Source organism: Sphingomonas sp. CCH9-E2, from assembly GCF_001557215.1.
In the GTDB taxonomy this organism is placed as follows: domain Bacteria; phylum Pseudomonadota; class Alphaproteobacteria; order Sphingomonadales; family Sphingomonadaceae; genus Sphingomonas.
This window is the reverse complement of sequence record NZ_LSJM01000318.1, coordinates 60,617-86,338: the sequence shown is the minus strand read 5'-3', so window position 1 is coordinate 86,338 and position 25,722 is coordinate 60,617. Positions and strand designations below refer to the sequence as shown.

18 protein-coding genes are annotated in these 25,722 nt (G+C 61.3%); 10 read left to right on the top strand and 8 right to left on the bottom strand.

Going from position 1 to position 25,722, the window contains the following annotated elements; genetic code table 11:
• A partial coding sequence (locus AX681_RS21530) for a putative 2OG-Fe(II) oxygenase (protein ID WP_231734972.1) occupies window positions 1-391 on the top strand: 391 nt, incomplete at its 5' end.
• A gap of 287 nt (window positions 392-678) precedes the next feature.
• The gene (locus AX681_RS15240; protein ID WP_066661323.1) at window positions 679-1,896 is read left to right on the top strand and encodes a tyrosine-type recombinase/integrase; all 1,218 of its coding nucleotides are present in this window, start codon (window positions 679-681) and stop codon (window positions 1,894-1,896) included.
• Between the two features lie 221 nt (window positions 1,897-2,117).
• Here AX681_RS15240 and AX681_RS15235 read toward each other — a convergent pair whose 3' ends face one another.
• The 4 genes from AX681_RS15235 to AX681_RS15225 form a co-directional block, all read right to left on the bottom strand.
• A complete protein-coding gene (locus tag AX681_RS15235) occupies window positions 2,118-4,175 on the bottom strand; it encodes a TonB-dependent receptor (RefSeq protein ID WP_066661318.1) in 2,058 nt (685 codons plus the stop codon).
• Window positions 4,176-4,365: 190 nt separating this feature from the next.
• Window positions 4,366-6,630, bottom strand: a complete 2,265-nt coding sequence (locus tag AX681_RS15230; RefSeq protein WP_082738006.1) for a peptidase domain-containing ABC transporter — start codon at window positions 6,628-6,630, stop codon at window positions 4,366-4,368.
• Between the two features lie 161 nt (window positions 6,631-6,791).
• Window positions 6,792-7,052 carry a hypothetical protein gene (locus AX681_RS22555; RefSeq protein WP_197421966.1) on the bottom strand — a complete coding sequence of 87 codons (261 nt, stop codon included), beginning with the start codon at window positions 7,050-7,052 and terminating at the stop codon, window positions 6,792-6,794.
• A 24-nt stretch (window positions 7,053-7,076) separates the two neighbouring features.
• Window positions 7,077-8,147 carry a radical SAM protein gene (locus AX681_RS15225; protein ID WP_066661312.1) on the bottom strand — a complete coding sequence of 357 codons (1,071 nt, stop codon included), beginning with the start codon at window positions 8,145-8,147 and terminating at the stop codon, window positions 7,077-7,079.
• A 1,266-nt stretch (window positions 8,148-9,413) separates the two neighbouring features.
• Between AX681_RS15225 and AX681_RS15220 the strand changes: the two genes are divergently transcribed.
• Both AX681_RS15220 and AX681_RS15215 read left to right on the top strand, forming a co-directional pair.
• A complete protein-coding gene (locus tag AX681_RS15220) occupies window positions 9,414-12,038 on the top strand; it encodes a TonB-dependent receptor (RefSeq protein WP_066661309.1) in 2,625 nt (874 codons plus the stop codon).
• Between the two features lie 34 nt (window positions 12,039-12,072).
• The gene (locus AX681_RS15215) at window positions 12,073-14,892 is read left to right on the top strand and encodes a hypothetical protein (RefSeq protein ID WP_156442800.1); all 2,820 of its coding nucleotides are present in this window, start codon (window positions 12,073-12,075) and stop codon (window positions 14,890-14,892) included.
• A gap of 381 nt (window positions 14,893-15,273) precedes the next feature.
• Here AX681_RS15215 and AX681_RS15210 read toward each other — a convergent pair whose 3' ends face one another.
• The 3 genes from AX681_RS15210 to AX681_RS15200 all read right to left on the bottom strand — a co-directional run bounded on the left by AX681_RS15210 (window position 15,274) and on the right by AX681_RS15200 (window position 18,215).
• On the bottom strand, window positions 15,274-16,449 hold the full coding sequence (locus tag AX681_RS15210) for a mandelate racemase/muconate lactonizing enzyme family protein (protein ID WP_066661305.1): 1,176 nt from the start codon (window positions 16,447-16,449) through the stop codon (window positions 15,274-15,276).
• A gap of 11 nt (window positions 16,450-16,460) precedes the next feature.
• The gene (locus AX681_RS15205; RefSeq protein ID WP_066661303.1) at window positions 16,461-17,384 is read right to left on the bottom strand and encodes a dihydrodipicolinate synthase family protein; all 924 of its coding nucleotides are present in this window, start codon (window positions 17,382-17,384) and stop codon (window positions 16,461-16,463) included.
• Window positions 17,385-17,492: 108 nt separating this feature from the next.
• The gene (locus AX681_RS15200) at window positions 17,493-18,215 is read right to left on the bottom strand and encodes an IclR family transcriptional regulator (protein WP_066661301.1); all 723 of its coding nucleotides are present in this window, start codon (window positions 18,213-18,215) and stop codon (window positions 17,493-17,495) included.
• Window positions 18,216-18,256: 41 nt separating this feature from the next.
• Between AX681_RS15200 and AX681_RS15195 the strand changes: the two genes are divergently transcribed.
• Genes AX681_RS15195 through AX681_RS15170 form a run of 6 tightly spaced genes read left to right on the top strand, consistent with a single transcriptional unit; the run spans window position 18,257 to window position 24,194 of the window.
• Window positions 18,257-19,342, top strand: a complete 1,086-nt coding sequence (locus AX681_RS15195; protein WP_156442799.1) for a 2-dehydro-3-deoxygalactonokinase — start codon at window positions 18,257-18,259, stop codon at window positions 19,340-19,342.
• Window positions 19,339-20,559: an MFS transporter gene (locus AX681_RS15190; protein WP_066661295.1), complete on the top strand. Its 1,221-nt coding sequence runs from the start codon at window positions 19,339-19,341 to the stop codon at window positions 20,557-20,559. The genes AX681_RS15195 and AX681_RS15190 overlap by 4 nt, the downstream gene beginning before the upstream one ends.
• Before the next feature lie 9 nt (window positions 20,560-20,568).
• Window positions 20,569-21,660, top strand: a complete 1,092-nt coding sequence (locus tag AX681_RS15185) for a DUF4432 family protein (RefSeq protein ID WP_082738004.1) — start codon at window positions 20,569-20,571, stop codon at window positions 21,658-21,660.
• A complete protein-coding gene (locus AX681_RS15180; protein WP_231734968.1) occupies window positions 21,644-22,381 on the top strand; it encodes an SDR family NAD(P)-dependent oxidoreductase in 738 nt (245 codons plus the stop codon). Before AX681_RS15185 ends, AX681_RS15180 begins: the two co-directional genes overlap by 17 nt.
• Window positions 22,378-23,010 (top strand): 2-dehydro-3-deoxy-6-phosphogalactonate aldolase, encoded by a 633-nt coding sequence (locus tag AX681_RS15175; RefSeq protein ID WP_066661286.1) that lies wholly within the window; start codon window positions 22,378-22,380, stop codon window positions 23,008-23,010. Before AX681_RS15180 ends, AX681_RS15175 begins: the two co-directional genes overlap by 4 nt.
• Window positions 23,007-24,194 carry a GDSL-type esterase/lipase family protein gene (locus tag AX681_RS15170; RefSeq protein WP_066661283.1) on the top strand — a complete coding sequence of 396 codons (1,188 nt, stop codon included), beginning with the start codon at window positions 23,007-23,009 and terminating at the stop codon, window positions 24,192-24,194. Before AX681_RS15175 ends, AX681_RS15170 begins: the two co-directional genes overlap by 4 nt.
• Window positions 24,195-24,226: 32 nt before the next feature.
• Here AX681_RS15170 and AX681_RS15165 read toward each other — a convergent pair whose 3' ends face one another.
• A complete protein-coding gene (locus AX681_RS15165) occupies window positions 24,227-25,600 on the bottom strand; it encodes a hypothetical protein (RefSeq protein ID WP_156456112.1) in 1,374 nt (457 codons plus the stop codon).
• Window positions 25,601-25,722 lie beyond the last annotated feature (122 nt).

Sequence of the window (25,722 nt, the reverse complement as noted above, 5' to 3'; positions counted from 1 at the left end):
ATATCGGCCCGTCGATCGGCCCGGTTTTGACCCGTGGCCGGCATTACGCCCCGCCGCAGCACGCATTCGGCCATGGGGTCTGCTTCAGCGAAACGCTGCCTATGAAGCTGGGCATATTCACCCGCTGGGGTGGCTCAGCGGGGTCTATTATGTTCGCGTGCCTAAAGCCGTCTCCACCGGCAACGGGCCCGGTGCACTGGCGTTCGGCCAGCCCGCATCGCTCCGTACGGAAGTCATCCGGTCCGCGCACTACGTTCCTCAGGAAGGCATGCTGTTGATGGCGCCCTCCCACTACGAGCATTGGACGATCCCAAGCGGGCTGGACGAAGAGCGTATCAGCATCGCGTTCGACATCGTGTCCGAAGCGCACGGCGTGCTGCCGACCGGATAGACAAAGACTTTATTCGAGGTTTGAGACGCATTTGATGCGAGCGGATTTCATCGGCTCCCGGATCGAAGCGACGGTCCGATCACTGCAGCGGAGGGCGACTCATTGGAGCACAGGTTCGAGTCCTGTAAGCGGCACCAGTCCATACCGTGAACAAGGCTAGAAAACCGCAGAAATCTGCGGTAAAATGGCTTTTGGCGGTCCCATGAAATCTCATTATGTTCCGCCGTGGCCCACTCAAAAGGGGCCACGAATCATGGGGCCACGAACGATGCAAGAGGCGTGGCCCCATGCTTACGGTTATGCAGATTCGATCACTCAAATCGGCTGAGCGTCCATATAAAGTTGCCGATGCCGATGGTTTGTACTTGCTGGTGCAGCCATCGGGGGCGTTGCTCTGGCGCTTCCGCTACCGATGTTGCGGCATCGAGCGGAAGCTTTCGCTGGGAAGTTTCCCCGACGTTTCCCTGCCCCAAGCTCGCAGAAAGCGGGATGAGGCCAAGGCCGAGCTGGACGATGGCATCGACCCGGTTGAGGAAAAGCGCCAGCGTCGCCTGAAGGCCGAGCTGGCGGCCCAAACGACCTTCAGGCTCGTGGCCGAGGAATATATCCAAAAGATGGAGCGGGAGGGAAAGTCACCGGCGACCCTGAAAAAGGCTCGCTGGTTCCTCGAACTCTTGGCCGGCATCGCCAAGCGCCCAATTGCCTCGATAACGCCTCATGAGCTTCTCGATGTGCTGAAGCGTGTCGAGCGTCGCGGGCATCATGAAACCGCGCTCAGGCTACGGTCGTTCGCAGGACGCGTCTTCCGCTATGGTTTCGCTACGCTGCGCACCGAGCGCAATCCGGCGGACATTTTGCGCGGCGCGCTCACTGTCCCGCGCGTCAAACACCATGCGGCAATCGTCGAGCCAAAGAAGGTTGGCGAACTGCTTCGCGCGATTGATGGCTATCAAGGCCGACCCGAGACCCTTCACGCGTTGAGGATCGCACCTCACGTGTTTCTGCGGCCCGGTGAATTGAGGCAAGCGAAGTGGAGCGAGATCGATTTCGCGGAGAAGGTCTGGCGCGTGCCGGCTGAGCGAATGAAGATGAAACAGGCACACGCGGTGCCGCTTTCTCGACAGGTGCTATACCTCCTTCAGGACCTCCGATCGCTCGCCCGGGAAAGCGAGTTTCTGTTTCCGGCGCTTCACACAACCAAGCGGCCACTTTCGGACAACACTTTGAACGTTGCCCTGCGCCGCCTGGGGTTCGAGCACGACGAAATGACCAGTCACGGGTTCCGAGCGATGGCCAGTACGCTACTCAATGAATCCGGGCTCTGGCATCCCGACGCCATCGAGCGCGCGCTGGCTCATGGCCAGAAGGACAAGGTGCGCGCTGCTTACCATCGTGGCGCTCATTGGGCGGAGCGGGTGCGGATGGCGCAGTGGTGGTCGGATTATCTCGATCAACTCCGCGTCGGCGGCGCTGTGATCAAGGGTAAGTTTCGTAAGCGAGCGTAGTCAGTATAGCTGAACTTGAGTCGGATTTTGCCTGGTGGTTTCGGGTTCGTGACCGATTGTAGTTGCCCTCCGCTGGATTAAAGTCTCGTGCGCCACCACCGAGAGAGCTGCCTTCACGGCATCAGATTCGCGGTGACCCCTACGAGACGAGTCCCGATAAGTCGGGCGACACGCCACCAATACAATTTCGCCGCGTCTGGATCGCTTCGAAGTGCTCAACCTTATGGAGAACCGAGCTGGTAAGTGAGCGAAAACTTCACCCGTGGCGCATCGCTGCCACCAAACTGGTCGATACGCCCTCCGACAGTCTCATAGCTAACCCGCCGATTGCTGGTATCGAAGATATCGCTGATCTGGAGAGATGACGAGATCCGCCGCGTAAACCGATGTGCCCACGTTAAATCTGCGGACCAATAGGCTGCGACACGCATCAATGGATCATTGCTGGCACCGGTCCAGTCGATGCGGAAGTCGAACATGTCGCCGTGCGGGGAATTGAAGTCCCTTTCCTGGTATTTGATTGCACCGGAGGCCAGACACTCCGACACACTCAACTCAGCCGCGCCCTCTTCACGATATAGGATGCGGGAGCACGATCCGCTCAGCTCGTACTTCAGTGGCCCGAGCAAGGTTCCGCTGGCCTCCAGCGTGACGGAGCTAGAATGGCGCTGCCCAAAATTTCGCTGCTGCGAAACTACGATGCCCCCGTTCTCGACAGTTTGTTGAGTGAGCCAAACATCTTCGGTTACACGCCGCGATAGCAGAATGCTCACCTGATGAGGGGCAAGGGACCAATCGCCCCCAATCTCAAAAGTTTGTGTCGTTTGAGGTCGGAGCTGCGGGTTGCCCCGCTGTCCAGACAGCGGTCCCGACAATTGAAGGGCAGGATCGAGGTCCGAGATTGCGGGATAGGTGTAGGCGCGCGAGTAGCTGAATTTCGCGGCAAGCCGTCTTGTTGCCGGTAGCTCCAAATGGAGCGACGGCGCGATGCGAAAATAGGCGCTCGAACGCGAACCGGTGGCGCCTGTGTCAAAATCATAGTCGCGTGCTTCGATCCTCGCACTGGGCAGGATACTCAGGTCCAGGAGCTTGAACTGGTAAGTCGCAAAAGCGTCATACTTAGAAACATTTCCAAATGATTTCGTGCTCGAAGCAAAGCTTGTCGGAACTGCCACGCCTAAATAGGTGAATTCGCTCGACCCTGTAGTGTCGCCGTCCTCAACCTGAACTCCGATCGAGAGGATGTCTTGGTTCAATTTGAACTTCGAAGATAGGTCAAAATTCAGCCGCGACTGGTGAAAGCCGGTGCTGCTTGCAACGACTACAGAGCCGCCCGATTTTGTTGCCAGCGCTGAGTTCAGATCCGTTACACCGTAGGTCAGACTAGCAGAGAGGCTGCCGCCGAGCGGACCCGAGGAATCCTGATAACTGAGGCTCGCGCTGTATGCGCTTAAGTCAATAGCACCAAGCGACATACCAGTTGTAGTCACAGCATTATTTGGTCCGAGAGGAAAGCGATTATCCTGCTCGATCTTCCCGTCCGAAGACGTGCCAAACAATGTCAGCTGAAGGCTCGCCTCACCCTCTAAGCGGCGCGCCACCGATCCGCTTCCTGTCACGGACCTCGAAAAATTGTTCCCGTTTCGCTCTTCGAGCAATTGAGCGGGTGCGTTCGCAGGGTGCAAGCTTCTAATCTGGTAGAGTGGCGCGACCAAATCACTCACTGAGACAAGGCCGGTGAGCGTCCATTTGTTGTTCGACCATACGGGGCCGACGCGAAACTCGACCCCGCCAAACCGGTCAACCGTTGCCGTTGTTGCACCGCTCAGTCCGTCCGCAAAGCGCTTCTTCAGGACGATATTGATGATCCCCGTGCTCCCATCCGCTCCGAACTCTCCGGATGGATTGGTCAGGACCTCTACGCGTTCGACACGAGCGGTCGGCAGCGCGCGAATATATGAGTTGATGTCGGGATGATCCTTTCCGTCGATCAGCACACGGACGCCGGGAACACCAGCGAGGCTGATCTGCCCTTCGGGCGTCACTCGAACTAACGGCACGTGACGCAAAACATCTCCCGCGCTAAGCGTCTGCGCCAGCGGACTGTCGACGATCCTGTAGGCTTTGCGATCAATCTGGGTGCGATCCGCGTCGGCAATGACGAGGATGTCATCCTGTGAATCTCCCCCTGCAGCTGGCTGGGCCAGATCCTGTGCAAGGACCTGCCCCGGAAGCGATAGCGCCAGCATCGCGATGGCATATCCCGGACGGGTAATCATACTAGGTCATGCCCTTCGAACTCGCTAATCTCCGACGCCGAATGCACGATGATCCCTTCAAATGATTGCAGCTTGGTTCATTGTCCTTCTACTCCGGGTGGGCGATTGTGAATTAACAACCCTAAAAGCCGCAATTGCCCGCTAAGGAAAAGCCCGGTTCAATAGTTTTCTAATCCGCCAACTTTTTCTTCTAACCGCTGCGAACCTGCATCAGTGGAGGCGATTCGACAGATACGATCCCGTTGGGAGAAAAATCGTAGACGCGATCAGCCATCGCCCAAATCTCAGGGCGATGGGCGATTACGATCAGTGAAATGCCCTTATCGCGCAGGCGAGCGAAGATTCGCCTCTCAACCTCCACGTCCAAGCTCGAAGTAGCCTCGTCGAGAACGAGCAGTTTTGGTCGGTCGACCAAAGCACGAGCGAGCAGCAAGCGCTGCCGCTGACCCCCGGAAAGGCCGTCCCCCGTATCAGAGACGAAGGTCTTCCATCGCATCGACAGGGACATCACAAAATCGTGCAGTTCGACCAACTTGAGCGCCTCAATCGCATCGGCGAGGTCGAGTTGATCACGGAAGTAGAGAATGTTGCTGATGATATCGGCGGCGATGAGCCGATCGGTTTGCAGAACAGCCGCCACGCCCATCCGACCGAGCGCCGATGGCTGACCATCGATCAGCACCACACCTGTCGAGGGTTGAGCGGCACCGATCAGCAGGCGCGCGAAAGTGGATTTACCAGCTCCGGACGGCCCGCGAATAGCCACGAATTCGCCAGGGGATACGTGCAGCGAGCAACCCTCGAATACGATCGGGTCCAATGACCCATACCGATACGCCGTGTCGGAAACATCGACGCGTCCAGCGGTGACGGGCGTTGGTTGCTCATGCGACTCGCCGGAGGACTCGAGTAGCGGGTTCGCCTGTAGTCGGTGGACATTCATCGATTGCTTGCGCAGATGAAGCTGAAGAAGCGCATTCAGATTTTGCGCCATAAGATCCTTGTAGGCGCCAAGGGCCACAAAAGCGCCCAGTGAATAGTCGCCGCGGGACCAGAACAGGGCTGAAATCGAAACGAAAATCAGGGTCTCGCCCGACCTGACGAGTGCGAGTAAAGCGGTACGCCACCCCTGAAGCGCGTTCAGGCTGGCTTCTGCCGTCGATGCGGTCCTGACGACCGATGCGAAGCGGGCTCGAGCCCGAGCTCCGACACCGGTGCGGATAAGTTCAGGCATCTGGCAAAGGACGTCGAGCACGAAATGCTGCTTGCGCTGCGCGGCCTCTAGAGAGTTGGCAAAATGCGAGCGCTGATGTCGGTTTACGATCACGTCGATGGTCGAGGTTAGGCCCAGCGCCAGGAGGCCTGGCACCGCCAGCCAAGGCGACACGAAAACCAGAATGGTGGCGCCAAGAATGAGCCCGAGAGCAATCCCGGCGGAAGACCGGAGCATGTCGAGGCTGAGATCTAACTGAACATAATAGGAGTCGATGAGGTTTTTGATTTTATCCGGCGCGTGTCGGATAAACCAACTAGCCGACTTCTCGCTCAGTCGATCAAATGCTAGGCGGCTCGCATCGACATAAGTCGAGCGCTTCAAGCGGACCGCACTGAGTTCGCCCGCCAGCCCTACCAAAACGTTAGTGAGAGACAACGCAAGAAATAGGATGCCGACAGCGCCCAACGCTGAAAGCGCGTGATTGTCTGTGCTCCGATTGACAGCGAGCATGGATATCAAGGGGATCGCAAGCGCGAGCGCCTGCCCAGCAGCCACGATTGCAACCACTCGTCTACCGTCCGGCCGCCGCAGCAACGCGGATAGCATGAACGGATAGTGGGAGACGGGCTGAACGCGTGCCGAGTCCTGGCGCGACTTGCGAGCTGGCGGAAAATTGAACTCAATCGCATAATTTGTGAGGCGTCGGCGGAGTTTTTGAGCGGGTAGCCAATACCAACCCATTCCCGGATCATAGATCTCCAGCGCGCCAGCGACGCAACGTGCGGCCACGACATAGTGCCCTCTGGACAACAGCAAAATCAAAGGGAAGTTGAGCGAGGCTAGGCGGTCTGGCGAATAGGCGATAGCTTCGGCGGCGAGGCCGCAGCGGCGGCTTACATCCCGTATCTGTTTAAGAGTAAGCCCGCGCGACGTGGTGCCACCTGTCTCCTTGATCGCTGAGACGCGGCGGACCTCGCCGGCGAGTGCGAAGACTGCGGAGATGCAGACGTAGCCGCAATCGGCGGCCTCGGACTGAAGTTCGATGGTCGGGCGCGACGAAAGCAGCTTTCGATACGCAAGGGAGAAGTTTGGGAATCGCATCACCAAGATTGCCGCGCGCTGGCGATCAACGTCGAACCTTGTTTTCGCACCGTATGCCGTTTGTCGTTCCCGCGCAGCTAGTGTTGGAACAGCTACCGTTCCAGCTACCCTCGCAGCTGCTGTTTGTGCAGCCTGCATTTGCACCACTGCATCCTTGATTTGCCCCGCCGGCGATGACGCTGGCCGGGCAATCCACCAGCTGATCGAGTTCCTGATCGCTCAAAACCACTCGGCCATGCTGATCCAGGCTAAAGCTCGCCCACTTGTTGGAAACGGACATTTTTTTATCCCCCGCTAATTTATGGCTTGGTTGCTTTGGGTCGATCAAGACAATTACTCGAGTTTAATGATCCGCCACAAGCTCCTGTCGCATTGGTGCAGGTATTATGATTGACCATACCCCCGCAATTGGCATTATTGGTGCAGCCAAGTGCATTGAATCCGGTATTTCCGCCAGCTATTACCACATCAGATTGATTGCACATGATGTCTAGCACTTCATCGGACAATATAACTCGTCCGAACTTGTCGATTGACAGGATGTTGTCATTATCTGTCATAATCGTTCTCCACGGAGAATTGCGTTAATATTGGGGCAGGCCAACGAGTGGGCACTGCAGCTCTTGGACTGACCCACTAGAAATGCCTCTTACCCAGGGCATCAGTCTCTGGCTGTCGATCGCGATCGTTCCGTCCGTATTTACGCGCCCAATCGTGTTGCGATCATCGTCCAGTGCGACGGTGCACTTCCCAATGCGGCCGTCCGCACGGATCAGCAGCGAGTTGGCTTTAGCTGCATAGCAAATATAGGGCTCTGACAGGCCGGCCACGTTCTGCTTTTCTGCAAGCTGGCTCATGCTTGGAAGCGTTTGCGAAATGCCCGCGTTAGCGCCGGATCGAGAATGGTTGCGAAACACTTGTCGGAGGCGAGCCTCGATGGCGGGCATCTCGCTCAATGACACTGGACTGGTAACCGTCAGGCCACCTTCCCCGCCAAGGTTTCGCAAATGCTCGAAATCCAGTTCATAGCGCGGATCGCCTCCGAACGTCTTGCCAAGCTCCGCCATCAACAGTTCGAGGGAATCGATATTTTCGCGACGGACATGAATGCGAATCAGAATGCGAAACTGCTTGTCGGACCTCTTGGTTTGGGCGAGGTTGTCCCAAATCTTTTGAAAGGACCCCTTGCCATTGGCAAGTTTGCGTACCGCGTCATGAACTTCGCCAAAACCGTCGAGAGTGATCTGGAAAAAATTCTGCTTATAGGAGACGAGCTCTTCGAAGATGTCGAAATGAAGTCTATAAGCATTCGTCGTGAGACCGCCGGCAAGTCTCACGCCATGATCATCGCATAACCTATTGGCATGCGCCGAGAGGCGCAGAACGACCGACTTCGCGGCGAGTGGCTCCCCGCCAAACCAGTTAATCGACATTTCATCAAGCTCAGGAATCCGGCGGGACATGAGCATTTCTAGCGATGACTGGATCTCGCTTGACATCTGGCCGATCTTGAAATCTTCATAACAGTAGGTGCATCTGAAATTGCACTTCTCCGTTGGAAGAATGATAAGCTGCTGAAATCGTCGAGTTAGCGTCGAAGCGATCTGGCGATCAGTGAGCGTCGACACACTGTCGAGCTCATGGATATCTGTCATGCCCAATTTCCCCGAGGAGCCCCAAACGCATCCGCTTTGGAAGCGTAGATGTCAGGCCGCGCTCTAGAAACGCAATTTATGTCCAAAACGGACCATGGAAATCGACAAGTTCTTGCGGTGGCGGTGGCGCGTCCCCGTCTTCTGATCGCGGTGTTAGTCATGCGCATCCGACCCAGCGGAGTGTGGCGCGCTCGCGAACAGCGGGATCGCGAGTGTCAGCATAGCGCCTCCGGGCAGAACGCAGCGTCAGGCTTATCGCGGAGGCGTGTCTGAGTCCTGATGGACATGTGGTCAGCTATCCTACTCTCGACGTCAGCACTCGATGTTGCGCGGAAGGTGAGCAGCTGCCCTCGATCTGCAGTACGGCAGAACATTGGACTGCGCGGCCAGGCATTGGTCGCAGGCTCGCGCCATCCAACGCAGCACGTGCTGATCTGGACGGTCCCCGGGAACGTCCATTCTCCGTGCTCCGGTAATTCGTGGAGCGGCTGAGCCCGGTACGGGCGAGGACGGTGTTGACACGGAGAATGCGGTCGGGGGGTTCGGTCTGCATCGAATATCCTCGCATTGCGTGCATCTGACTGGTGCCCCCGGAGGTGATTTGGGCGGAAATCCTCGCCTCTGAACAAACCCTTTCTGATGTCGGGAGGGTGCAGTGCGGTGCCAGCGTGCAAATACGAGCGCTGGCGTAGGTTTGCCTCTAGACGGGTGAAGTCTCAGGGCGTCGCACGCGTTGCGTGACCGCCCTCTATGCCGCTTGCGCGTCGCCGAGTCGCTTGCTGCTTCTCAGCCTTTGCAGTTGACGATCGCGTGACGCGGGAGGGGCGCTGCTCGGAAGCGGAAAGCGACTTTTAATGAGCATGCGCTGGCGGACTTCTGCGAAGCCGCCAGGGTCCGCAGTGCCTTTGTTCTTCGCGTGGTCCGCTCGATCCGGGGGGAGGGCGCAGCGAAGGGTGGCGCACAGCGCGGGCTGATTGCTGCGGTCACCGCGCCGGGGTGCGGGGCGTCGGGTTCCAGCTTCGAGATCGCGTTTGCCGAGTGCACGTGATGCATCGGCTTAGCGATCCAACGGCTGCCGATTAGCCAATTGACATATAGCTAAAATAGCAACACTATCCTGTTCATCGATCGATGGCCGGAACGCGGTCAGGACGAGTCAGGGGAGATGAAATGGCGCTTTCACGTAATTTTCTGACTGCTTCCGCAGTTATCGCGCTGACCGCGAACGCGGCTCCCTGTTTCGCCCAGACAAACAATCCAGCCTCTTTGCCGGCTCCCGCGCCGACTCCTGCACCGTCTGCTCAAGATCAGACCGAGCCTGAAGAAGTCATCATCAGCGGTATCCGCGCGAGCCAGGCCGAAGAGATCGACATCAAGCGCAGCAGCGATCAGATCGTCGACTCAATCGTGGCTGAGGACATCGGTAAGCTCCCCGACCAAAATGTCGCTGAATCGCTTGAGCGCGTCTCGGGGGTCCAGGTTCGCCGTGGCATTGACGAGGCGAGCGATATCTCGGTGCGGGGGTTGCGGCAGAACCGGCTTGAGTTCAACGGCCGCACATTGATCAGCCCCTATGGACGCGGCCCGGATGGCCCGGATGACGGCGCCTATAATGTGCTGACGCTCATCCCCTCCGAACTGGTCGCGCGGATGGATGTGACCAAGCTGCCCTCGGCGGCGATGATCGAAGGGTCGCTGGGCGGCACGGTGAACATTCAGACGCGCCGCGCGCCGCGCGGTGACGCATGGTATGTCGGGGGATCGCTGCAGGGCGTGTACAAGGACAAGGCCGACGACCTGTCCTATCGCATGACGGGCCTGATCGCGAAGTCGTTCGCCGATGGGAAGTTCGGCTTCTCGCTCGGGTTCAACTATCAGGAACTCAATATCGTCCAGGATTCGAGTGACAGCTTCAACGGCTGGCGTGAAGCGCCGGACAGCTTCAGCAGCAATGCTGCAGTCCGCGATCCCAATGGCGATGGGATCAACATCTTCTACTATAACGACATCCGGTATCAGCGGCTGGAAGAGAAGCGGCGCAAGCTTGGGGTCACCACCGGCCTGACATTCGCGCCGTCCAAGGATTTCGATATGTATGTCGACATCCTCTACGCGCACGCTGAAACCGATCGCTATCGTCGCTGGATCTCGATCCCGCTGGCGGCGAGTGCGGCGAGCTATACCAACCCCGTTTATACCGAGAATGAAAATCTCATCGCCGGAACGGTCCGCGCCACGGTGCAGGGCAATGGCGAGAAGATGACCCTGCCGACCGATATCTGGACCGGCGCGATCGGCGGGCGTTGGCAGGCTGGCGACCGGCTGGAGCTTCGCGGTGAGCTGTCCTACACGCTGGGGACGCAGGACTACAGCCAAGCCTATTTGCGTGCCGACACGCGTACGACCCAATTGATACCATTTGATTTCCGCAACAGCGACGTGCCGCAGGTGATACTGCCCGCGACGCTCAATCTCAGCGATCCCTCGCTCTACATCTATCGCACCAGTTTCGATAATCTCTTCGTCTATCGATCTGAAGAGTGGAACGGCCGCCTCGATGCAACCTTCGCAATTGAAGGTCCGTTGCTGCGTAGCGTCGAAGCGGGATTGCGCTACAGCAACATCAAGACGAACCGCGAGACCTACCGCAATCAAAGCACCTACGCAGCCTCGGGCGCAGCGGCGATCCCGGTGACATCCTATCCGGACAATTACGAAACCGTAATGTTCGGGAACTTCATGCGCAGTGCCCAAGGGGCGTTCCCGACCAGCTTCCTGCTCGGAGTTCCTGAGTTCGGTGACCTCGAAGGCGTGTGCAAGGTGTTTCAGCCAACCTGCACACCCTATCTCTACGATCCTACCTCAAGCTACGATCTCCAGGAGCCGATCTACTCGGCTTATGTCCAGGCGAACATTGGCGCTAACTGGTTGGGACTTCCGATGACCGGCAATGTCGGGGTCCGCTATGTGAAGACGCGGGTTCTGGCGAACGGCTTCTATGGTATTCGCGGCGGTACTGGCGGCTTCGAGGAGCGTAACGACCGGATCAGCTACGACGACTGGTTGCCGAGCGCGGCGTTGCGATTCGAACTGGGCAGCAAGGTGCTGTTCCGCCTCGGCGCGGCGCGCGTGCTGGCGCGACCCAACACCCGCGACCTGTCGCCGTCCTTCTCGATCACCAGCGCGGGTGGCGGATCGGGCGGCAACCCGGCGCTTCAACCATTCCGCGTCAACCAGTTCGACGTCTCGATCGAATGGTATCCGACGCGGGACTCGCTTGTGTCGCTTGCCGGCTTCTACAAGGATGTCGAGAGCTTCATCTTCACCCGGCTGGTCGAAGAAGTGCTTCCGGGGCTCGATGCCGATCCGAATGATGCCGACCCCGCCACACCCTATCGCATCAACCGGACGTTCAATGGCGCGGGCGCGACGATCAGGGGCTTCGAATTCCAGATCAAGCAGCCGCTGAAATTCCTCCCGGGACCGCTGGATGGCCTTGGCATCAACGCGACCTACACCTTCATCGACAGCGCTTCCGGTATCACCGACCTGCGCACCCAGGCCGATTTGCCGATCGAAGGCCTGTCGCGCCACAGCGCCAATCTGGTTGGCTATTACGAGAAGGGGCCGGTCGGGTTGCGCGTCGGCTATAGCTGGCGCGGCAAGTTTCTCGACAAGATCGGGGGTAGCGGCGACGGCGTCTATTACCGGCCATACGAAGCGCTGTCGGCATCGGTGAATTTCGACATCACCAAGCAGATCAAGCTCAGCCTTTCGGGCTCGAACCTGCTCAACTCGTCCGTGCGCAAATACAGTAGCTTCGAGGAGGCGACCCAGACCTTCCTGGAGAACGGCCAGACCTTCACCGCCAATTTGCGCGCGCGTTTCTGACGCGCCCTAACCACTGAACGACGGAGCGTATCGCGTGACTGCACGGATGATGGGACTTAGCGCGCTGGCACTGATGGCCGCCGCGGGTGGAATGGCATTGGCCCCTGCGAGCACGGCGGCACCGCAGGCCGCGGCGCTGCCTGAGGAAATGGCAGGCTTCACCCTCGATTTCGTGGTGCTTCACCGCGCCGATAATCCCGGCCTGGCGACGCGTGCGGCGGGGATCGCCAAGGTCAATTACAACGTTGAAACCTGGAAGGCGTTCGACCCGGCCAAGGCCGATCTGCGCGAGACCAAGCGCGACGTGGCGAGTCAGGGCGACGGGTTCGACGAGCGTATCCTCGACGGCAAGGCCGGGCAGCGCAGCGCGAACTATTTCAACAGTGGCGAGCAGATCCGCCTTTCCCCGACGCGGGTGACGCGAACCGGCAACGTCCTGACCGCCGAGTATCCCGCCGATCCGCGTTTTACCCTGACCGCCACCGCCGATCTGTCGGCCAAACCTTATCCGCTGGTGAAGTGGACGCTGACCGCAAAGACGCCGGGCTATTATTCGGTCGGTTATGTCGGCGCGCCGAAGATCGCGGCCGCCGAGGCGGACGAGCTGTGGCAGCCGCTGGTGTGGCAGGAGCGGCGGATGCCGGACCGCTCCTATCTGACGCTGGCCTATCGTGCACCGTTGCCCACCACGCTCGTGCGCGACCAGGGCGTCGCGTACGGCGCGCTCGCTCACCCGTCGGAGTTCCCGTTCCAGCCATTGCCGCTGCCGACCAACAGCCGGTTCGGCGTTGCGCTTAGGACCGAGGACGGACGGGCGAGTCCGATGATCTTCGCTCCGGTGATGGGCGGCACGCTGTCGCGCCTGCCCGCCGGGGGTGTCCGCGACTTCAGCTTCTATCTCGTGCGTGAAAAGAGCGAGGACCTGACGCAGGTCTATGAAAAGCTCGCGCGCCGCGTCTACGGGTTCCGGGACTATCGCAGCAACGCGACGGGTTCGCTCAACGCGACCTTTGATCGCATGGTCGATTATTCGATGACCAAATATGCGCGATGGATCGACGACCTCAAGGGATCGTCCTACTCGACCGACGTGCCCGGCGCGGTCAAAAATGTCTCCAGTCTCAACCCGCTGATGCTGGCGATGGTGACCGATCGCCAGGACATGTTCGACGGTCGGGTCGCACCCTATGTCGAGTACATGCTGTCGCGCGAGAAATTCCTGTTCGCGCTCGATCCCAAGCAGAAGATCCAGCACCCCTCACGCCAGCTGCTCGGACCCGCAGCCCCGGTGTCGGAGCTGGCAACGCTCTATGCGATCTTCGGCAAGCGCAACCGCGCCTATCTCGATCTTGCGCGTGGCGAATATGAGGGCGAGCGTACCCGTAACCTCGACGTCGCCGAATCCGGCCAGACTTGGTCCAACGCGCTCTCGCTCTTTGAGGCGACCGGCGACAAGGCGATGTTGAGTGCGGCAGTTACCGGCGCCGACCGCTATCTCGCCAAGCGGGTCGCGCTGAATCAGACCGAGTTCAAGGACGAGAGCTTCTTCTTCTGGCCTGCCTTCACCCCCGACTTCGTCGATCTCTATCGCCTCTATGAGGCGAGCGGTGAGCATCGATTCCTTGACGCGGCCCGGCTCGGGGCGCGGCGCTACACGATGTTCACCTGGATGGCGCCGCGAATCCCGGCGACCGATGTGACCGTCAATCCGGGCGGCGAGGCGCCGGTCTACTGGTATCTCAAGGGCAAGGGCCACAAGCCGATGAAGGCTCCAGAGGCCAAGGTTCCGGCCTGGCGCGTATCGGAGATCGGGCTTACCGCAGAAAGCTCGGGCACCAGCACCGGGCACCGGGCGATCTTTATGGCCAACTACGCGCCATGGATGCTCAAGATCGGCGAGGATTCGAACGACGCGTTTCTGAAGGATGTCGCGAAGGCCGCTGTGATTGGCCGCTATCGCAATTTCCCCGGATATCACATGAACACTGCGCGCACGACGATCTACGAGGATGCCGACTACCCGTTGCGCGAGCATCTCGAGCTGAGCGTCAACAGCTTTCACTACAACCACATCTGGCCGATGGCATCGATGCTGCTCGATTACCTGGTCAGCGACGCGTATGCCCGCTCTGACGGCGCGATCGACTTTCCTGCGCAGTTCATCGAGGGCTATGCCTATCTCCAGAGCAACTTCTACGGCTATCAGCCCGGCAAGTTCTATGGCGATACGGGCGTTCAGCTGTGGCTGCCGAAAGGGCTGGTCAAGAGCGACGCCGATCAGTTGAATCATGTGGCGGGCTATCGCGGCGACGCGATCTACCTTGCCTTTGCCAACCAGTCCGACCGGCCGGTCACCGGGCGTTTCACGCTGGCCGGCGAGCAAGTTGACCGGGTCGGCGCGGCGCGTGTGACGACGCTGTCGCCGACGGGTAGCGTGGCGGCGGACGGCGATGGGTGGCAGGTAACGGTACCCGCAGGCGGTCAGGTCGCGATCCGTATCCATGGCGTGCGCGCGAAGGCTGCGTTCCAGCGGGCAATGCTGGGAGGTGCGGGCCAGCCCGTCACTAATGACAGCGCCAGCGTGAAATTCGGTGACGCACGCGCCTATCTGCTCGATTTTGGCAAGTTCGGTCGGCGCGGCTATGTCTATCTGCGCGAGGATGATCGCACGATCGCCAGCGCAACGCTGCGCTACCGCATCGGTGATGGCGCGTGGCAGCAGACGACCGACAGCGCCTTCCCGTTCGAGTTCAGCGTTCCAGTACCCGCCGATACCAGCTTCAGCTTCCGTCTGTCGGGGAAGAGGGTCAACGGTGCCAGCGGGCAGGGGGACGAGGTGACACTGGGGCGGTGAATGGCTCCGGGCTACCGCGCGGTAGCCGGTATTGTAAAAGGGTCCCAGGCTGTCCCGATGATGACTAACTCTCGGGATCGCCGCGGCGTGCAAGCCTTCGGCTGGGCTATCGCGTGCAAGTCCATCTGAAGGATGGAAAATGCCGATATGGCATCTAGGACATGAGCACGTTGGGTCCGAAGGATGTCCGTGACCGGATGAAGGCGTTGTCTGATAAACGCCGGCAGAGCGATCCTATGGTCACGGGACGATGCCCGGCGTCGCGCTGATAAGGCGCGAATCCTTGTCCGACCCGCGGAATTCTCGAAGATCGTTGTAAGGTGCGGTGAAGGATACGCTTACCCGCCTGGAACCCCTCCTGAGCAGACCTTACTGTCGCAGCTATCCCTGAATCTTCACTGCATGGGTCCAGAGACCTGCCCCCGGCGCGACGCCAAGCCCTGGACCGTCGGGCAGCAGATATTGTCCGGCTTCCGCCTTCAGCTCTCCGTCGAGCAGCGCCGCGTTCCGATCCATGATCGAATGCTGATACTCGTGCATTGGGAGATCGCGGATTGCTGCCGACGCCTGCAGGCTCGCGGCCTGGAAGATGCCGGTGCCGATCGTCGCGTGGGGAATTGTCGGCACTTCGTGGCGATCCGCGAGCGCGGCGATCGCCATGAACTGGGTGATGCCGGTATGCCCCATTTCGGGCTGGACGATGGCGACCGCACCGGCCTTGAGCCGGGGCAGCGCTTCGTAGGTGCTGCGCCATTCCTCACCAGCCGCAACCGGGGTGGCGACGCTCCGCGCGACATGCGCGAGACCATCGATATCCTCGGGCTTCACCGGCGCTTCTGCGAAGTGCAGGCCATAAGGTTCCAGCCGTTGGATCAGCTGCACTGCAGCCTCCGGCGCAAACATCCAGTGGAAGTCGATCATCAGCCGTACATCGGGGCCAAGTGCCTCGCGCAACGCCTTCAGTTCCGCCTCGATCCCATGGGTCGAGACCGCGGCGGCGAACTTGATTGCGTCATAGCCTTTGGCCACGAACGCTTGCGCCAGCTCGACCCGTTCGGGGATCGTCGCACGGGGGAGGCCAGAGACATAGGCTGGGATCGTCTTGCGCTTTGCACCACCCAGCAGGTCGCGCACGGGCTTGCCCGCCAACTTGCCGCAGATGTCCCACAGCGCGATATCGACCGCAGCTACTGCGTCCAGCCAGAAGCCGCCACCATAACCGCGAACGCGCAGGATGTCGTAGAGATCGTCCCAGATCGCGGCGACATCGTGCGGGCTGCGCCCACGGATCAGCGGCAGGATGAGGTCGTCGACGAACACGCCGATCACCCCCGGAGCAGTCAGGCCATAGGTTTCGCCCCAGCCGATCACGCCGTCGCGGGTCGTGACCTTGACCAGCACCGACCGGTCTTCGACCGGATAGATGGTCCGGTTCGACGTGCGCACGAAATAGCCGCGCTCATTGACCTCTTCACCCGGCCGCAACGGCCCAAGATAAGGGATGTCGCGCGGGATGGTGACGACGAAGGTCTCGATATGTGCGATCGCGTCGGTCATGGTGCTGCTACTTATAGCGCGCGGGCGATTTGCGGCGAGGGCGCTTCGATCAGGTCGGCAAGGCCCGCCATCAGCTGATCAAGCTCGCGCAGGTCATGTGCATCGAGCATCGGTCCGGGAGCGCGGACATAGGCGTCCTCAATCAGCCCGCGGCGCTTGAGCACTTCCTTGGTGAGCCGCCAGCGGAATACTGCCTGCATGTTGAGCAATGGCAATGTCCGCTCGAACAGGCGACGGACCTCGGCCCAGTCGCCGGCGCGGTGTGCCGCGATCAGCGCGACATGGAGGTCGGCGATCTCGACGGCCGGCATTGTGCCATCGGCGCCCCGTGCAAGCTCGTCGGTGATATAACGGCCGCCAGCGCCGCCAAAGATCCCGTCGAGCGCGGGGCCGCCGGCCTCGCGCAGCGCAGTGATGCGCTGGCCGCAGGGGGCATTCTCCTCCTTGACGTAGCGAATGCCGGGCGCGCGCTCGACCACCGCCAGCACCTGACGTGGCGTCAGGCCCAGACCCATCGGCTTTGGCGCGTTCTGCAGCATGATTGCCACGGGCGCTGCTGCGGCGAGCCGGTTGTAGAAGGCTGCAAGTGCCTCGATGTCATCGCCCTTGCGGGCGGGCGTGACCACCATTGCCGCCGCCGCACCGGCGTGCGCGGCTGCCGCGATCAGCGCCTCGCTCTCTTCGTCGCTATGGCCGCCACATCCAGCGATGAAGGGCACGCGTCCACGCGTGACGTCGCCAAGGATCGCGATCAGCGCGGTGCGCTCGGCCAGGCTCAGATGATCATATTCGCTGGCCAGGCCCGGGAAGACCACGCCATCGGCGCCGCAGTCGATCGCCCACAGCGCGACGCGCCGGAAACCGGCCTCGTCGATTTCACCATTGGCGTCGAAGATCGTGGGAAGCACCGGGAAGGCGCCGGCGATGTCAGACATGGAAATCCCCTCCAGAAGGAAACGCACGGCTACGCCGCTTGCTGGAGGGCATCAATCACAACGGTGCTAAATTAGCAATACTAGTGTTGCTTATAGCGGATCATTTTCTCAATCGCTGATTTCCGCCGCTGCCGCGCGCAGCGCGTCGACGATGGTCTGTGTGTTGTCCTCGGGGATCCAGCCAGACAGTCCGACGGCAGCGAAGGCGGGGTGCGACACGGGAAGGGCGATGGTGTGGCGGTCATGGTTTTCGCCGACGCGCACTCGCGCATAACCTTGTGCGCGCACGTCACCGATCGCTGCCATCAGATCGGGAAGGCCGCCCGGAAAGTCGGGAATTTCGACCCCTTCGAACAACTCGGCAAGATGCTGGTCATCCTGCTCGGCGAGCAATGCCATGCCGATGCCGCTGCTGCTTGCCGGCAGCAGGCCGATGCGGCCCAGTCCCTGCGTCGTCTCCATTCCCGGCGGAGCATGGAAGAGGTAGCTGACACTATCGTTCCACAGGACGCCGAGCGCGATCGTCAACCCGAACCGACGCAGCTTTTCCAGCGCGGGCAATGCGGTCTGAACGATCTTGGACGCGAACAAACTCTGTGCGGCTAGGACATGCATGCCTGGCCCGGCCGTATATTTGCGGTTCGCAGTCTGACGCGCGATCCCGAGATAGGCCAGCGTCTTAAGCAAGCGGTTCACCCGCGTCGGGTTGAAGCCGAGCTGGCGCGCAAGTTCGCGGTTGCCGACCGGTTCGGGCGAGACGGCGAGAGCCTGTAGCGTGGCAATGCCGTCGATCAGGCTTTGGTTTGGCTGGGCATTGGGCTTTTGCCGCATGGCGCTTGGATCGTCCTATAGTGCTCAAGCCGTGATGCCCTATGGAACGTTCGCGTCAAGCGACATCGTGGCGGGGCACGACGGATTTGCAATTGACTTGTTGCTTCAATCGAAACATTTTGCGCCCTGCGGGCGGATCGCGCTCGGATGTGAGAGGATGGCGCGTGGATCGTAGCATGATGATCGTGGGTGATTGGGGATCCACGGCGATGCGGCTGTCGCTGTGCGCTGTCGATCGTGACGGCATTCGCGTGATCGACACCGCCGCCGGGCCTGGCGTCAAATTCTGCACCGACTTCGAATCGGCGTTCTTTGACTCCGCGCAAGGCTGGCTCGATGCGCATCGCGTGATGCCGGTCGTGCTCGCGGGAATGATCGGATCGAACCTGGGCTGGGCCGATTGCCCCTATGCCCCCTGCCCGACCGACGCGACCGCGCTTGATGCGCGGACGCACCGGTTCACGGTGCGGGACGTCGAGATTGCCATCGCCCCGGGGCTGCGCTGTACCAACATTTTCGGCCTCCCGGATGTTATGCGGGGGGAGGAGGTCCAGCTGTTCGGGCTGCTCGATCTGCTCGGTAGCCCAGCAGGTCAAATGCTTGTCTGCCTGCCGGGTACGCACGCCAAATGGGCGGTCGTGACGGATGGCGTAGTGGAAAGCTTTTTCACCAGCATGCAGGGCGAGCTGTTCGAAATTCTCCTGTCACACAGTCTGGTCGGGCGCGGTCTACCCGATGCCGCGACCTCCGTGCCGATCACGCCTGAGACCCCAGCGTTCTGCGACGGTGTCCGACGTATGCTCGACGATCCGACGCTTGCTGCCGAGCTTGCCGTGTTTGCGGCGCGGAGCCGCGTGGTGACAGGCGACCTCCCTGCAATCGAGGCGCGCGCATTTCTTTCGGGGCTGTTGATTGCGGCGGAGGTGCGCGACGCAGTCGCTGCTTATGCGGCTCGGGGCATGACGTTCGACCGCGTCGTTTTCGTGGGCGCGGAGGCCCTGATGCCGCTTTACGCGGTCCCGGCGAAAGCTTTAGGCCTGACTGTCGTTCAGGTGCCAGCGCATGATGCCAGCATCCGCGGACTTGCCGCGCTGTCTGGTCTCGCAGCGCTGGCGGTTCGGCCATGACCAGCTCCGTCGCGCCGAACCGCATCCGCTGGGCAATTCTGGCGCTGCTCTTCTTCTCGACCGTCCTCAACTACATCGACCGTCAGACGCTCTCGATCCTGGCCACCACCGTTCAGGCCGATTTGGGGATGAGCGACACCGACTATGCGGGCGTCGTGCAGCTGTTCCTGATTGCCTACACGATCGCCTATCTGGGCGTTGGCTGGATCACCGACAGGCTGGGACCCAAACTCGCGCTTGCAGGCTTCGTCGCCTGGTGGTCGATCGCCAACATGCTGACCGGGCTCGTCAACAGCGTCGGCCAGCTCGGCGCTGCGCGGTTCGCGCTGGGGCTGGGCGAGGCTGGCAACTATGTTGCCGCGCCCAAGACCGTTTCGGAGCGGTTCCCGGCGCACGAACGCGGTTTTGCCGTCGGTGTGTACACGGCTGGCGCAATGGTCGGCGCGACGATCGCACCGCCCCTGATCGGCTGGCTGGCGTTGGTTCATGGGTGGCGCGCGGCCTTTTTCGTCACCGGCGCGCTTGGGTTCGTGTGGATTGCCGCATGGCTCCTCGTGCACCGCAAGGTGCCAAAGGTGGTGGTCCCCGAAAGCGAAGTGGCAGAGCCGAAGTGGCCACTGCAACGTATTCTGTCCGACCGCGCGGTCTGGGGGTTGGCTCTGGCGCGCACGCTGACCGACCCGGTCTGGTATTTTTATCTGTTCTGGTTCCCCAAATATCTGATCGACGCGCGCGGGATGACGCTGCTCGGTGTCGCCGCGACGGCATGGCTGGTCTATGTCGCGGCGGATATCGGTAGCGTCTTCGGCGGAGGCGCTTCGGGCCGTCTGGTGAAGCGTGGCATGCAGGCGCCGGACGCGCGGATCAGGATGATGGCCGTGGCGGCGTGTCTTGCCCCGATCGGAGCGCTGATCGCGATGCAGCCGGCGATCCCGCTAACTTATGTGCTGGCTGCATGCGTCGCGCTTGCGCACATGACGTTCCTCGTCAATCTGACCACGCTGGCCGTCGATATCTTTCCGCAACGCCAGGTCGGCGCAATCTTCGGCCTGATTGCGGCGGGCAGTGGCCTCGGTGGCATCGCCTCGACATGGGTGGTCGGCCAATTCGCCGAAGGGCGCGACTATGCGTCGCTGTTTCTCGCAATGGCGGTGCTGCATCCGATCGGTTGGGCAATTGCCCGTTTCGCTACGGCGCGTGCGCGCCGCAAGGCCTGAAGGATCGATATGAACCCACAGAGCGACTGGGGCCGACATGGGCCGCACCGCAATCACGGTGCACGATTGCGCGATTTTGAGTGGATGGGCCGCCGCTGCGTGAGCATGGAGAACGCCGTGCTGCGCGCGGTCATCGCCGTTGGCAAGGGGTGCGATATCCTCGAGTTCACGCATAAACCGAGCGACACTGAAACGCTGCATCAAGCGCCCGCCGGCATGTGGCCGGGCGACGCGATGCAATCATCGCCGCTGCCCGGCGGCGGATTTCGCGATCAGTTTCCGGGCGGCTGGTACGTCATGCTCCCCAACGGCCCTGGACCATGCGACCATGGCGGTATCGCGTTTGGTCACCATGGCGAAGCGACCTTCCTGCCTTGGGACTATCAGATCGAGGAAGACCGTGCGGAGCGCGTCGTGCTGCGCTGCCACGCGCGGCTCCGGCGGATGCCCCTCTTGATCGAGCGGCGCATCACGTTGGAGGCCGATGGCACCGCGCTGGTGATCGACGAAGCGGTGACGAACGAGGCGGCCCAGCCGCTCGACATGATCTGGGGGCACCATCCAACCTTCGGGGCGCCGTTGCTGGATGAGACGGCACGGATCGATCTGCCCGCGTCCCGCATAGCGACGGCGTCGGTTGCGCCTCCTGCGGCGACCTTGTCGGCCGCGCACGCGGGTCAATGGCCAAAGCTGGATGGGCAAGACCTCTCTCGATTTCCCGACGCGACTCGCAATGCGCAGGATTTCGTCCGGGTCACCGATTATGACGCCGGCTGGTTCGCAATCCGCAATCCTCGCCGTGGCGCCGGGGTCGCGCTGCGCTGGGACGAGCGCCTGTTTCCGCTGCTCGGCTTCTGGCGGCTTGCCGGCGGAGGCGCTGACTATCCGTGGTATGGTGCGCGCACGATGCTGGCGCTCGAACCGTGCAACGAGCTTCCGTCGATTGCGGATGCGCGCGCCAACGGCACTGCCATTACGCTCGCCCCTGGAGAAACTCGAGCGACGCGACTTGTCGCCGCCCTGTTTACCGCGGATGACCGCGCGGTGACCGGTGTGGACTGGAACGGCGGGATTGAACTGGGTGATGACAATGCGCCTTGATGGAGAGATCGCGCTCGTGACCGGTGCCTCCGGGGGAATAGGACAGGCGATCTGCGCGCACTTCGCCGCAGCCGGGGCGCGGGTGGCTGCGCTCGACCTCGGCGCCCCGGCCATTGGCGATGTCGCGCTTGCCTGCGATTTGTCAAACGATGACGCCGTCGCGGATGCGGCCCAGCGAATCCGTGCAGAGCTTGGGGATCCGACCATCGTTGTGCACGCCGCTGCGACCACGGAGTTTGCGGCGACACTCGCATCGTCGCCTCAGGCATTTCTGCGAGTGTATGATGTGAACGTCGGTGGCGCGCTGCGGCTGGTTCAGGCGTTTGGTCCCGCAATGCAGGCGCGGGGCCGCGGCAATTTTGTCTTCGTATCGTCGATCAACGCGCGAATGGGAGCGCCAGGGCTTGCCGCCTATGCCGCCTCGAAGGGGGGGCTGGAAACCTTCCTCAAAACCTTCGCGCTTGAGGTCGCAGGCGATGGCATTCGCGTGAATGGCATTGCGCCGGCATCGGTCGATACGCCGATGCTGCGCGCATCGTTTGCCCGCCAGCCCGATCCCGAAGCTGCGCTTGCCGCCAATGTGCTGCGCCATCCGCTGGGGCGGCTCGGTACGGCAGAGGATGTGTCTCAGGCGGCGTTGTTTCTGGCTTCGGAGGCGTCATCCTGGATCACCGGAGCCGTGCTGGCGATCGATGGCGGGGCCGGAGTGACCCGGCGATGAGAGAGGCGGATTTCGACGCTGCCCGCGCGGCGCTGCCGCTGGTTGCAATTTTGCGCGGCATTAAGCCGGATGAAGTGGTTGGCGTGGGCGAAGTGCTGATCGGCGCCGGATTCAAGCTGATCGAAGTACCGCTGAATTCTCCCGACCCGTTCGACAGCATTGCGCGCTTGGCAGGCGCCTCGAAAGGACGGGCGGTGATCGGGGCAGGCACGGTGCTCGACATTGCCGGGGTTGATCGCGCCGCGGCCGCAGGCGCCAGACTGATCCTGGCGCCAAATACGAACCCCGATGTGATCGCGCACGCCGTCGGACAAGACCTGATCGCCATGCCTGGCGTGGCAACGGCAAGCGAAGCCTTCGCTGCGATTGCGGCCGGGGCGCAGGCGCTCAAATTGTTTCCGGGAGCGGCACTGGGGTCGGCGACGGTTGCAGCGTGGCGCGCGGTACTTCCGCACACCGTGCCGATTTTCGCTGTGGGCGGGATCGACGCGGGTAATTATGCGGAGTTTACGGCGGCAGGCGTCGACGGGTTCGGGATCGGTACGGCGTTGTTCACTCCTGGAATGACGCGTGCAGCGGTCGCTGAGAGGGCAGCTGCCATCGTCGCCGGCTGGAATTCTGCACGATGAACTTGCGCCGCCGCGATCTGCTCGCGGGGTTGGGGGTGATGACTGCGATCCCGGTGCGGGCCGAGGCCACGGCCAAGGCGTCACACCCTCCCTATACAATCTGGGCAGCGGCCAACGACCGCCTCGATATTCCGGTGTCGGACTGCACGGTGCGCGTAGCTGTGCGCGTTACGGCCGGGGCACGCGCGGTACGGGTGCGGCTGAGCAATGTGTTCGGCACCGCACCACTTGCGGTCGTTGCGCTGCATGTCGGGCACCGTGCAGACGGTGCAGCAATCCGCTCGGGTACCAACCGTCGCGTCGCGTTTACAGGCGAAGCGGGGATCGTCATTCCGCCGGGCGGCAGCGCGATCAGCGACGCGGTGCAATGTTCGGTGGCGGCAAATGCTGACCTGCTTGTCAGCATCTCGATCCAAGGAAGCCCGGGAGCCACGACCGGACATTTACGGCCAAAGGACAACAGCTACCTCGCGCCGCTCGATCGTGGCGCGGATGAGGAAGCGTCTGCCTTTGCGCAGACCGTGCCACATTGGCTCTTTGCCGAGGCGGTGATCGCGGAGGGTATGCCCAATGCCGGGTCGGTCGCGATTATCGGCGACTCGATCACTGACAGTGGTGGCAGCCCGCGTGGAAGCTATCTGGGCTGGGTCGATGAATTGGCGCGACGACTGGCACACGAGCGCGCCGGGCAGCCGCTGGGGCTCGTCAATCTCGGCATTTCCGGCAACCGGATTGCAGCTGAGCGCCCCGGTTCGGGGGTAAGCGCACTCGCCCGGCTCGACCGTGATGGACTGTCGCATGCCGGTGTGCATAGCCTGATCGTGTTCGAGGGGATCAACGACATCTACGGGACACCGGTCGCTGCCGGGTCACTGATCCAGGCGCATGCTCAGGTTGCGCTGCGCGCTCGGATGGCCGGGTTGCGGGTCATCGGCGCGACGCTGCTGCCCACCCGGCGACAAGGTTTCACTAGTGAGCGTGAGGGCGTGCGCGCGGCGCTAAACCGCTTCATCCGGACGAGCGAGCTCTACGATCATGTGATCGATTTCGATGCGGCGACGCGGGATTCTGCCGATCCGATGGCACTGGCACTGCCGTTCGACAGCGGCGATCGCCTGCATCCCAGCGCGGCAGGCTATCGCGCGATGGCAGCGGCGGTGCCGCTGTCCATCCTGTTCCCCTGAGGTCGGGGCGGCTTTTAGCCGCCCCGCACGGATTAGCCCGGATTACCCGATCCCGGAGCATCCGCAGCATAGTTGGTGATATCGATCTTACGTCGCGTAATGCGCAGGTTCCCGGTGGTCGGGTTTTTCTTGCGATAGAAGAGATACAGCTTGCCGTTATCGTAGGCGCGGTCGAAATTGTCGTCTCCCCAATCGCCGCCGTCGAAATCGATCAGCGTCGGAAAGTTGGCTTCGTCGCTGTCCGCGCTCAGCAATATGGTCGGGGTGCTCCAAGTCAGCATGTCGGTCGAGGTCGTGTAGTAGACGCCGTCCGCCTTACGCAGGATGCCGACATAATGTCGCGATGGCTTATGCCAGACGACGCTGCGGACATAGGTATTGAGCGTCGCTGGCTGGACCACTGCGCAGGTTGTGTTGCTGTTGGTCGGATAAGGGTTGGTCATCGCCTGGGTAAAGGCCGGTGTCGCGGTGTTGCCGTCCCACGCGCGCCAGGTTGCCTTGTTGGCCGGCGTGCTGGTGCGAAACAGGCAGAGCCCTTTGGCCTGACCGGCATAGCCGGAGTTCGTGTAGGCGAACATGTACCAGTAGCCGTCGGTCGTTCCATCCTGATTGCGGCCACGGAAGATGTTCGAAGGCGCGCCATAGCCGATCCAGCCGGAGGTCGGAGTCGATGCGTCACCGGGATACTGGACGTGCGGGTAGATCGCGATGTGGTTAGGCGCCGTTCCATCGCGCGCGAAGCTCAGGTGCCGGTTCGCGCTCGACACCGGCGTTGCTTTCCACGCGGCGATCGAGGCGTACCAGCAGCCGGGCTTTCCGTCGGTCGCACCCGAGCGGTGGCAGTCCGGGTCGTTGTTTACGCGATTGCCCCAGAAATCCTGGTGACCATAGGCCCAGGCGTTGGTGCCGTCGAAGTAGAAGGCCTGGATCCACGTCTTCTGGTCGAACTGACTGGGGTCGGTATTCCCGACATTACCGATCATGACCGGGTCGCAATCGAGCACTGCAGTTTTCGGATTGTTGGTAAACCCGGTCACCGAGCCATGCCATTGCCAGCCTTTGGCATCGGCGTCCGAGACGGTCATATGGATGACGTTATACTGGTCCTCGAATACGCGGACCGGCCCATCCTGCTTGACCTTGGTCGTACCGCATAGGTCGACGTCGGAATCGTGGAAGGTCTCGATCACCGAGTCCGCAAGACCCAGCGTTGGAGCGGCATTTGCAGCGAGCGTTGTCAACGATGTCGGCTGAACTGATGTGCCCGATAACACGGCTTTGCCTTCCGGCGTGATCACGACCCCGCTCGGTTCATTTGTATCGGTATTTGAAACAACTGTCGCAGTAGCGACGCCGGTGATCAGCACGCCGGCAACGGCGAGACGCCGCAGAGCTTTCCTCTCCATCGATGTTCCTCCTGTCGACGAAATTGAGATTTCGCCGCAATTTGCGAATCGTGTCGCTCGCAATTATGTAGCTTTAAAAGTAACAATAATGAATGCAAGTGCGTTGTCCTTCAGGGACTGGA